The organism is Moraxella lacunata (assembly GCF_002027545.1).
In the GTDB taxonomy this organism is placed as follows: domain Bacteria; phylum Pseudomonadota; class Gammaproteobacteria; order Pseudomonadales; family Moraxellaceae; genus Moraxella; species Moraxella lacunata.
Genome location: NZ_MXAN01000049.1, coordinates 21,197 through 32,242 on the forward strand (window position 1 = coordinate 21,197; position 11,046 = coordinate 32,242).

Consider the following 11,046-nt stretch of genomic DNA (forward strand, 5'->3'; position numbering starts at 1 on the left):
AAATTAAGGATAAAAAATGACCATTTACGGTGCTAAAAAAGGCAGTAGCAAACCACGTCAGCCCATCATCGCCCCTGACTCTGCTCAGTCCAAAACTTACATCAAGATACTCTACGGCTTGGGCGAAGGTGAGATTGCAGGTTTGGCAAATGGCTATAAATCCGTTTATTTGGAAGACACGCCCCTGCAAAATGACAACGGAGAGTTTAACTTTACGGGTGTCAAAGTGGATTTTCGCACAGGCACGAACGACCAGACTTATATTGATGGTTTCCCTGATGTGGCAAGTGAGACGGCGGTGGGTGTTGAACTAAAACACGGCACGCCTTACATCAAAGCCTTTAATAATCTTGACCTTGATGCCCTGCGTGTCCGTCTAAAATGGGGGACATTGCGTTCACAAAATGCTGATAATGGCGATGTGTCAGGCGTTAAGATTGATTATGCCATCGATGTCAAAACCGACAACGGTGGCTGGGTACAAGCCCTAAATACATCCATCAATGCCAAAACATCGGACGCTTACGAGCGTAGCCACCGTATTGACTTGCCCACGGCACAAACAGGCTGGCAGGTGCGTGTCCGCCGTATCACACCCAACAGCACGTCCGATTTTGTCAGTGATAAAATGTACATCTCTGCCATTAGCGAAGTGATTGATTTAAAACTTCGTTATCCCAATACTGCCCTGTTAGGCTTACGCTATGATGCCGAGCAGTTTAGCAACGTTGCCAAAATGTCGGCTCGCTGTCGTGGTCTAATCATCAAAGTGCCAACGAATTATGACCCCATTTCACGCACCTATGACGGCTTATGGAATGGCGAATTTAAGTTGGCATATAGCAATAACCCTGCGTGGGTGTATTATGACCTTTGCACCGCCACTCGCTACGGTTTGGGCGGACGGCTTAAAGAATATATGATTGACAAATGGAGCTTGTATCGCCTTGCCCAGTATTGCGACCAAATGGTCGATGACGGTATGGGCGGACAAGAGCCACGCTTTACCGTCAATGTGTATATCCAGTCTGCCGAAGGGGCGTTTGAATTATTATCAAAATTGGCTGGCGTATTTCGTGCGATTAGCTACTGGGACGGCACAAGCATTGTGCTAGATGCTGATATTCCCCAAGACAGCATTTACAGTTTTAGCCGTGCCAATGTCATTGATGGCGTGTTTGAATATACAGGCACACGCTCCCGTGACCGCCACACGGTTGCCAAAGTCGCTTGGGATAACCCTGCCAACCATTTTAAGACCGAATATGAATATGTCAGAGATGAAGCAGCGATTGCCAAATACGGCATACGCACGCTTGACATCAACGCCTTTGGCTGTACATCCAAGGGGCAAGCCCAACGAGCTGGCATTTGGGCGTTGAAGTCCGAACAGCTAGAAACACGAATGGTAACGTTTAAGGTGGGCTTGGACGGCTATATCCCTGCCCCTGCCAAAGTGATTGAGATTAGCGATGAGCTATTTGCAGGGCGTGCCACAGGTGGGCGTGTGCTTGCGATGAATGATAAAAAGACCGTCATCACCCTAGACCGCCCCATTACCGCCAACGTGGGCGATACGCTGGTGATTAATGGTAATGACGGCATCAGCCAAAGACGGCAAATCCGCTCGGTCAGTGGCGATAAAATCACGGTAACAAAAGCCTTTGGTGGCATCAGTGAGCAAAATGTGTGGGTGCTAGACAGTCAAGACCTTGCCACGATGAGGTTTCGTGTGCTGTCAGTAACCGCTGATGACAATCACACTTTTACCATCACTGCCGTGCAGTATAACCCTGTCAAATACGATGCCATCGACCACGGTGCGTACACCCACGAGCGTCCGATTAGTGTCATCAATCCGACTGTGCAAGCCCCCACAAAGTCGGTCAATCTGTCAAGCTATCACACGATCAATCAAGGCGTGAGCATTACCACCCTTGTCATTGGTTGGGAGCAAGTGGCTGGTGCGGTCAAATATGCCGTGGCGTGGCGAGCCGACAACGGCAACTGGCAGACCCTGCCACCAACAGGCACAAACAGCATTGAAATCACAGGCGTGTACGCAGGGCAATATGAAGCCCGCGTAACGGCGATTTCTGCCTTTGGGCAAGCAAGCCTAGCCACGCACTCAAATCTGACACAAATACAAGGCAAACAAGGCAAACCGCCACGCCCCATTAACCTTACCGTCCAAGGGCTATTATTTGCCATGAATGTGGGGTGGAATTTTGACCGTGGCAGCGATGATACCAGTTACACCCAAATCCAAGTCAGCCCAGACGGCAGAAGTAATATCACAACCCTTGGTACATTTGCTTATCCGACAAATAAGCACGAGATTACAGGCTTACAGGGTAATCTTACCCAGTTTTATCGTGGGCGAATCGTGGATAAGCTGGGTAATACATCGGACTGGACGGACTGGGTGCGTGGCACGACATCGGCGGATGCTGGCAAGGTGCTTGAGCTTATCAGTGGTCAGATTAATGGCAGTCATCTTGACCAAACCTTACGTACACCCATTGCCAAAATCGGTGAATTGCAAACTGCGGTGGACGGGGTCAATGCACAATTGCCCACGCTAAATAGTCAGCTTGCCACGGCAAACCGTGAATTACAAACCGCCATTAGCAACATCACCACCGAGCGTAATCGCATCACTTCCGCCATCCGTGATATTACTGCTTTACAAACTGCCGACACTGCCAAAACGCAAGAAATCGCCAATCTTACCCAAACTGTTGGCTCTCATACGTCATCCATCCGTGATTTGGGCGTAACCACAGGCGATTTATCGCAAAAATACACCCAAATCAAAACACAGGCGGATAATGCCACGTCCGAGATTAGTGCGATTAAGCAGACGCAAGCAGGGCAAGCGAGTAGTATTGATAGACTGGGGGCGAGATTTGAACACGCAAACTTGTTCAAAGCCAGCACCGCCACGCTTGGTCATTACTACGAAGAAAGGGAAAACGGTGCATTAAAGCCGTGGGGGTCGCACCGTGCTAGTGATGACATTTTTGTAAGCCAAAACACCTTATACGAAATCAAAGCGTACAATGGCGATTTTAGCAATTTGCGTGTGATTTGGCTTGATGAAAATAAAGAGTTCATCAAGGGACAAATCATTGCAAAGGGTGGCGATTATGCGACTTTTAACAGCGAAAATGCCAGTTTTGTCAGAATTTCAAGTTATTGGACACGCACCGACAATAATGTGTGGCAAATGCAGGTGGCAGGATTGGCAAGCGATGTGAGTACCAATCTTGATGAGTTTAAACAAACATCAGCAAATGCTGACAATGCCTTATCTCAGCGTATTAACACGCTTGATACGCAGTACAAAAAGGCTGATACAGACATGACCGCCCGTATCGCCCGTGAAGAAACTGCACGAGCAAACGGCGATAACGCCAACGCCCAAGCCCTGCGAACGCTTGAAAGCACGGTGCAAGGGGTAAGCGGACGTGTCGGTACAAGTGAGAGCAAAATCGCAACGCTAGAACGCACAACAAGCGACACAAATCAAGCATTAGCAACGGCTCAAAGTCAGCTTAATGCACGCTTTGATAGTGGCAATTTGTTTAAATCAAGCACCGCCACAAACGGACATTTTTTGGACGAAAACAATGGCGGGCAACTGACCGCTTGGGCGAGCCACCGTGCCAGCGATTTTATCAGTGTCAAAACAAATACCGTGTATGAAATACGCTCATTTGAAGGGAATTTTAGCAATTTGCGTGTGATTTGGCTTGATGAAAATAAAGAGTTCATCAAGGGACAAATCATTGCAAAGGGTGGCGATTATGCGACTTTTAACAGCGAAAATGCCAGTTTTGTCAGAATTTCAAGTTATTGGACACGCACCGACAATAATGTGTGGCAAATGCAGGTGGCAGGATTGGCAAGCGATGTGAGTACCAATCTTGATGAGTTTAAATCTGCACAAGCGACAAAAGACACCGCCACCGCCCGAGCCGTGCAGACCCTGCAAACCACCGTGCAGGGTCAAACGGCAAGCATACAACAGCACGCCCAAAGCCTAAATGGTCTTAATGCTCAATATACGGTCAAAGTCCAAACAGGCGGTATCGTGGCAGGTATCGGATTAGCAAGTAACAACGGCGTGTCGGACTTTGCCGTGCGTGCCGATAAGTTTTATGTCGCACCGCCCGCTGGCGGTAAAGGGTCTATGCCGTTTATGGTCTTGGCTTCGCCACAGGTCATCAATGGCGTAACTGTACCTGCAGGGACTTATATTGATAGTGCGTATATTGCTAACGGCAGTATTGATGTGGCTAAGATTAATCGAGCAAGCATTCAAAGTTTGTCAGCACTGTCTGCAAACATTGGACATTTCAAATCAGCAGAAACAGGCGCAAGACTTGAGATTAAAGATGGTGTACTGCTTGTCTATGATAACAACAACCGTCTGCGTGTCAGACTAGGAGTGTGGTAATGGCCCAAGGGTTACAAGTGTGGGATGTTAATGGCAACCTAACACTTGATTCAAATGTTCAGACGACATCAATATTTGGCAAAATAGTGGTGTCGTCTGCCAATGAGTTTAACATACAAGACAATCGTTTTGCGTGGGGTACGCCATTTTTTCTAGCCGATTCAATGTTATCTGGCTATGATATTAAAGGGGTGTTTGATGCACAAACAAACACTTATCGCATAAAAGTTGATGATGATAAAGGAGGTTTTGGCACAAAAGGCAATTTCACAATTTACTATGGGGTGTTTTGATGCAAGGTATTCATATTATCAATGATGCACAGTCCGTGCAAATTAGCACAGAGACTATCCCAATGGTGTATCAGTATAAAACTGTACACAATCTCAAAAACACACAGCTTGTAAATCTACAAAAAAATGATGGCAGTATTTCTGTATTTTTACCAAAAGTAAGTGGCGATGGTTCGCTTTGGCGTCACGGAATATTTCCACCATTTGGCGGTGTTACTTGTATTTTAAGAGATGATAACAGAGTGCAAAATGGCGACTTAATTATTGAGGAGTATATATTCAAACCGCAAGTGGTCGCATCAACAAATGTCGGATTACAGATATTTGACCACAACGGTACAGAATTATTTAATAGCGACAGCAGGTTACTATCGCTCATCAAAAAATATGAAATAGACCCGTCCACGTCTTGGTACACGGAGAGTGGTAGACCTGAATATCAGTACACAATCGATACTGCGTCAGCACATAAAATAGGCTTTCTGTTCACTAATTTGCCAGCTGGCATAACAAAAAGTCCAAGTATGTCGCAAATCTATGCTTATGACTATCGATTTTGGAGTGATGACGGCATCATGATGTTTGCTGTTGGCCCACAAGTATGGTCTTGGAGTTTTAGTAATGCACATATTCCCATTGATAGAAGTCTAAGAACTGAATTTTTTACCGTCAATCTTGATAACATTAATTAGGAGCAACCATGAAACAACACACTCAATCATTAATAGACACCCTGCAAAAACGCAGAGTATGGCTAGATGAAATAGCACAGCGACCACAGCCCTCTGAGCATAGAGAGCTAGTCAGCCAAGAGCGTAATGTCATCGCCCATTATATGGCGATATTAACTAGAGAAATTGAAACCTTGGAGGGTAAAAAATGACAAATTTACAGGGGCTATCAGCCCCTTTTTTATTAAGTTGGTTGCCGTTTTGGGTGTTTTGTGCCTTTGGCGGTCTAGCTAGTGCGTTTATCAAGATTGATGACACAGACCACCGCCTAAGACACCCATTTATTGCCAAAACCTTGATAGGCACGATGAGTGGTATGGCGATGGTGCTATACCTTAACCAAAATGCCGAGCCACCGCTAAGCACACTACTGCTTTGGGGGTTTATTACGTCCTTGCTTAGCACACCAATAGTAACAGGGCTTTTGGTTTTTATCAGCGACCAAAAGCGACAAAATGAGCTTTACAAATCCGCACAAGATAAGTTTGTGCCGTGGTCAAAAAAGGAGCGAAACGATGAGTAATTTATTGATTGTTAATGCTTTTGTTTGTGTGGTGGGATTTTTGATGGGCGTTTATACGTTCATCAAGCACTTAAAAGCATTCTCGACAGCTAAAACCCCCGTTGTAGATGCTTGGCTTATGTCAATCGGTATGTTGGCTTGGTCAATTATGCTATATGCCAGTTTCGATGATCCAATCATTACCCGTCTAGAAGTGTTTAGCCGATTTTTATTTTTGGTGTATTGGGTTGGCGATATTTTAAAAGTGCAAAAGCATTATATCAAGATACGCAGACGTTTTAGACGTAAGATTTGATTTTTCAACGCCCCTAAGGGCTTTTTTTATGGAGTAAATTATGAGTAGCTATGTAAGACAGTTACAAACTCGGCTTAAAGAAGCGGGCTTATACACAGGCGATATTGACGGCATCGCAGGTAAATTAACCGTCAAAGCGGTAGAGCTTGCGATCAAACGGGGGGTTTGCACTACCGCAGAACAAAAAGACGTGGCGGTTATCCATGCGACCGACCCCACGGTGGACGGTAACGAACATTTGCTAGATGCCGTGGATGATGCCCTACCCAAAAATAAGCCTAATTTTAGCCTTGGCGAATTGAGCCTAAAAAGATTGCAAGGCGTAAATCCCAATTTGGTAAAAGTCGTCAAGCGTGCCATTGAGATAACTGGCGTGGATTTTCGTGTGTCAGAAGGCGTACGTACGATTGAAAAGCAACGAGAGTATGTCCGAACAGGCAAGAGCCAAACCATGAACAGCCGACACTTGACGGGACACGCTGTTGATTTGGTTGCTATCGTGGACGGTCAAGCGTCTTGGGATTTTAGCCATTACTTCACTATTGCCAAAGCAATGGCACAAGCAAGTAGCGAGCTTGGCGTAAATGTACGGTGGGGCGGTGCGTGGACGGTCATCACCAATAAATCTGGTACGCCCCAAGATTGGGTCAAAGCGTATAAAAATGAGCGTGCCAAACTTGGTAAAAAACCGTTTTTGGACGGCGTGCATTTTGAGTTACCTGCATAAAACAACCCCCTACCACACGGTAGGGGGTTGTTTTTTATTTAAATTATAAAATAAGTCAAAAATAAGTCAAATAAAAAAGCCAACCACCTAAGTGATTGACTTTTAAGGGTTTATTTGGTGGAGATGGCGGGAGTTGAACCCGCGTCCGCCAGCACTACGCCCATGACTCTACACGCTTAGAGTCTGTCTTTGGCTTTAATCCGCACCGACCCGACAGTCAGGGTGGATTGGACGATTTGCTAAGAGTTCGCACCTGTCATCGCAACGCTAACAGATACTATCCTTTGTGCGTTCGCATCGGGGTGAGCAACCAGACCAAAGGCAATCTGTGCCGACCCAAGTAGCCCTTAGGCTGCTAGTGCGTAAGTTTCGTCGTTTGCGACTATTTTAAATTGTATGTTGATTTACAAGAGGCATACGCTCTTGACGTGCATCATTAGGTTTCATTACCAGCGTCGAAGCCAGAACATCCCCAATGGCTTGATTATAACAAAAACCACCTGCCAAATCAAGCACTTAATCACATCATGGTTACATTGGTTTATCGGTGCTGTTTTCAAACCATTTTGTTTCAAGTTTTGCCAGCTCGCCCGATGCTTTCATCTCTGCGACACCTTGGTTGAACATCTCGATGACCTGAGTTTTACTCTTGGGTGCTATCGCCACAGCGTACGAGCCTTTGTCATTGGTATTACCATACTCTAAAACATTGGTTTTGTACTCAGGATAGCTTTTGGCAAAGTGTTGGACGATTTGTTTGTCGCTGACGATGGCATCTACTTTACCATTAATCAAATCTTGAAAGCTCAAAAAGATTTTGTCCTTGGTGACCACCTGCTCAATCCCGTGCTCCTTAGCGATGTCCATAAAAATCGCCCCATGCTGCATGCCCAGACGCATGGGTTTTAGGTCTGTTACTGAGTTGATGACCGTACCATCCAAAGATAAAATCCCCGCAGGCATATACACATAAGGGTTGCTAAGCAGGTATTTGCCTTCACGTTCGGTAGAGTAGGAGATGGATGAGATGGCAAGGTCACTGGTGCCTTGCTCGACCGATTTAAACATCTCTTGCCATGGCAGGACGTTAAATTTGACCGCATAGCCATTTTTTTGAGCGATGTGAGTAATAAGTTCCACATCAAATCCGATAGGGTTGCCCTTGCCGTCAATATAAGCAAAAGGCGACATGCCACTATTGACTGCTACTTTGATGGTTTTGGTGTGAGTGGTGGCAGTGTCGGGGTTGGCAGTGTTTTGTATGGTGGGTTCCTTATCGCCACAAGCTGATAAAAGTCCAGCCATGCAAATGGCACCAATCATGACGCCTTGACCTAAAAATGAAGTATATTTCATAACCGCTCCTAACGATTTTTATGTTTATTTAACCTTTCTTAACAATATTGGGTAGATTTATTAACAATAATCATACTAAATATTGACAATATTGTATAAAATAACATTGATTTTTGCAATGACTAATATTGGAAAAATTCATTAATGATATCAGGGATTTTTTATAAGTATCTGTAATTATTATATTTTTATATATTTAGCCAAAAATATCAATCCTAATTTTCATGAAATCTAATAAATGACAAACTACTTTGTTCTGATTGACGGGTGCTAGGCATGCTTTTTTTATTTCAATTTTGTTTCTATACTGTAATTTATTTTTATAAAAAACCCGTGACTTATCACGGGTCTGCTGTTTAAAAATGGGTTAAACTCACGTTTTGTACCTAACGTATCTCTCTTTCTGTGTCCCGCCCTTGCTCAGAGCTAATTGTGGCGTTACTAAGCTCAAAAAAGTCATCAGGCAGGTCAGGTGTGCTTGCTGGCAGGGTAGTGCCAATATAACCTGATGGGGTAGGGACTTGGATTTGTTGAACAGGATGGCTGTCTGTGATGATGGGTTGTACATTTTGTACAGGTTGGGGCAGGTAGTTGCCATCGGGCATGCCTTGTACAGGCATGTTTTGTACGGGCATGGACTCTGGCATGGTCTGTATGGGCATGCTTTGGACGGGCATGGTGGTGTTTGGTGCTGGCACAAGCTGGGTCATGTCCACGTTGAGTGCGGTCATGGTCGCTTCATCAAACACCAAAAACTCTGTCCGCCCATTTTTAAAGCGACCCAACTCGGTCACGTTGTCCGATATTGGAAAGCTGTCGCCCACACCTTTGGGGGTCAGCTGGGTATCACTTACGCCCTGCTCTACCAAAAAGGCTTTGACCGCTTCGGCTTGACTTTGTGATAGGCTAAGATTTGCCATGCGGTCAGTGCCATCTCCGCCACTGGTATGAGTTGCGATGATGAGCTTGATGTTGGGGTTGGCTTTGATTTTCTCTGCCAGTAGTGACAGCACGCCATGGGTGTTGGCAGGCAATTCGCTTGTGCCATTAAAGTCAATCACCGCAAGGCTTGCCGAGCGTGACAAATCATAGTTGTTGGGCGGATTATCAAGACCATTTAGGGCGGTCGTGGCACGTTCAAAGCTCTGATTGATGACATTTGCTTTGTCCAACGCGGGGGCAGGCGAGACGTCAAACTGCGGGGCAAGCAGGGCGATGTCATTGACGATTCTAGGCAGGATGTCTGTCTTTGGCGTATTGACATAGATGTGGTCGCCGATAATCTCAATGCTGGTAAACGGCTCAGCTTTGACCATCGCCATGATACTCTCCAAGCGTTCTAGCCCTGTCAGCGATGTACCAAAATTATCATCGATGTCCATGATACAGCCGATTTGCCCGAAGTTCTTTTGTAGCACCCCGAGCAGTTGTTCTTGGAGCTGGCTGTTGCCCACTTCGGCTTGACAGGCGTACAGCGTGCCGTTCTCGCCCGATGTTAGGGACAGACGGGGTGGATTTAGCGATTTGACGGTCGGTGTGGCGACATTGGGGTCATGGACGGGGGCGGTCTCCGATGAGCCTGATTTGTCTTTTAAGAGATACCACGCTCCGCCCCCGACAGCCAAGGCGATAAGCCCTGCTCCAAGTCCCATTAATAAAGGATTGGGGCGTGCCAACTTAGGCTTGATAGGGGGTTTAATAGGGGAATTAATGGACTCATGACCATCAAGATGATTATCGTCATTTATACCATCTTCGGCGGTTGTATCGGTGTTAATATCATCATTAATATTATTATCAATACTGCCATTGATACTGCCATTAATATCATCATTTATGCCATCTTGATAAATGCCATTAGTATTTAAATCATCCCCTTGTTTGTCATTATCAAAGGGTGTATTGATATTATCATTAATATCGGCAGTTTTGGTGATGCTAATAATTGGTGAGTCATCTGTGGCGATGGGAGTATTATCAATATCTTCATCTGCTTGATTGGGCGGATTGTCAGAATTGATAAATGCCGAATTAGCCTTTGGCATTTGCCCATTTAATTGTTCAATCTTTTGAGCCAGTGAGCTTTGGATGAATTGGGGCGACCACGCAGGCAAATGCGTGCGACTTGATTCAAAGTTTTGTGCCAAAAAAGCAATCAGCCCCTGACCCCCTGCCAAATTCGCCACTTCCACCATCATCGGCGGAGTAATGGCTTTTAGGAGAGTCATCGTGGACTGCTCATCCATGTGAAAACTGCGTGCCAAACGCCTTGCCAAAGGCTCTGCCTGCATGCCCCACAAGGCGGTCAGGCTGTGATTTTTGGCATTGGTGCTGTCAAAGCCATCATTAAGCTCAATCAAGCGTGCCGTGCTTAGAGCATAATACTGCTTTAACAAATCCGCACTCGTATCTTCGTTTGAGATGCCCATAGAACTTGATACCAACCCATGCAAATACTGTACGATGTCCATCGCTCACCTTATCAACTGTTTTTATGCTAACCCTTTATTATACCGCAAATTCTTGCAAAAATCTGTACCATTATCGTCATCGCCTTGCCTTTTGTCTTGTTTTTGTGCTGTTTTATCATCTGATGCGGTAAGGGCTTGACATGGTGTTGGGCGGTGCGATAATCTTTTGAAAATGGAAAATGGAAAAT

The 11,046-nt window shown here is 45.5% G+C and carries 9 protein-coding genes and 1 other RNA gene; 7 read left to right on the top strand and 3 right to left on the bottom strand.

Annotation, left to right across the window (positions count from 1 at the left end; translation table 11 throughout):
• The first annotated feature begins 16 nt into the window (after positions 1 to 16).
• The 7 genes from gpJ to B5J94_RS07250 are packed head-to-tail and all read left to right on the top strand — an operon-like array spanning position 17 to position 7,031.
• A complete protein-coding gene (gene gpJ / locus B5J94_RS07220; protein WP_079364028.1) occupies positions 17 to 4,462 on the top strand; it encodes a TipJ family phage tail tip protein in 4,446 nt (1,481 codons plus the stop codon).
• The gene (locus B5J94_RS07225) at positions 4,462 to 4,755 is read left to right on the top strand and encodes a hypothetical protein (RefSeq protein ID WP_062498537.1); all 294 of its coding nucleotides are present in this window, start codon (positions 4,462 to 4,464) and stop codon (positions 4,753 to 4,755) included. Before gpJ ends, B5J94_RS07225 begins: the two co-directional genes overlap by 1 nt.
• The gene (locus B5J94_RS07230; protein ID WP_062498538.1) at positions 4,755 to 5,447 is read left to right on the top strand and encodes a hypothetical protein; all 693 of its coding nucleotides are present in this window, start codon (positions 4,755 to 4,757) and stop codon (positions 5,445 to 5,447) included. The genes B5J94_RS07225 and B5J94_RS07230 overlap by 1 nt, the downstream gene beginning before the upstream one ends.
• An 8-nt stretch (positions 5,448 to 5,455) precedes the next feature.
• Positions 5,456 to 5,638, top strand: coding sequence for a hypothetical protein (locus B5J94_RS07235; protein WP_062498539.1), 183 nt, complete (start codon positions 5,456 to 5,458; stop codon positions 5,636 to 5,638).
• Positions 5,635 to 6,009 carry a hypothetical protein gene (locus B5J94_RS07240; protein WP_062498540.1) on the top strand — a complete coding sequence of 125 codons (375 nt, stop codon included), beginning with the start codon at positions 5,635 to 5,637 and terminating at the stop codon, positions 6,007 to 6,009. The genes B5J94_RS07235 and B5J94_RS07240 overlap by 4 nt, the downstream gene beginning before the upstream one ends.
• Entirely contained in the window at positions 6,002 to 6,304 is a 303-nt protein-coding gene (locus B5J94_RS07245; RefSeq protein ID WP_062498541.1) for a hypothetical protein, read from the top strand. Before B5J94_RS07240 ends, B5J94_RS07245 begins: the two co-directional genes overlap by 8 nt.
• Positions 6,305 to 6,344: 40 nt before the next feature.
• Complete coding sequence (locus B5J94_RS07250; RefSeq protein ID WP_079364029.1) at positions 6,345 to 7,031, top strand: M15 family metallopeptidase; 687 nt, start codon at positions 6,345 to 6,347, stop codon at positions 7,029 to 7,031.
• Positions 7,032 to 7,146: 115 nt separating this feature from the next.
• Here the strand turns inward: B5J94_RS07250 and ssrA are convergent.
• From ssrA to B5J94_RS07265, 3 genes are all read right to left on the bottom strand, one after another.
• Positions 7,147 to 7,505: a transfer-messenger RNA gene (gene ssrA, locus B5J94_RS07255) on the bottom strand.
• A 57-nt stretch (positions 7,506 to 7,562) separates the two neighbouring features.
• A complete protein-coding gene (locus B5J94_RS07260; RefSeq protein ID WP_062498542.1) occupies positions 7,563 to 8,387 on the bottom strand; it encodes a substrate-binding periplasmic protein in 825 nt (274 codons plus the stop codon).
• Positions 8,388 to 8,773: 386 nt separating this feature from the next.
• Positions 8,774 to 10,858, bottom strand: a complete 2,085-nt coding sequence (locus B5J94_RS07265; protein WP_062498543.1) for an OmpA family protein — start codon at positions 10,856 to 10,858, stop codon at positions 8,774 to 8,776.
• Positions 10,859 to 11,046: the final 188 nt, after the last annotated feature.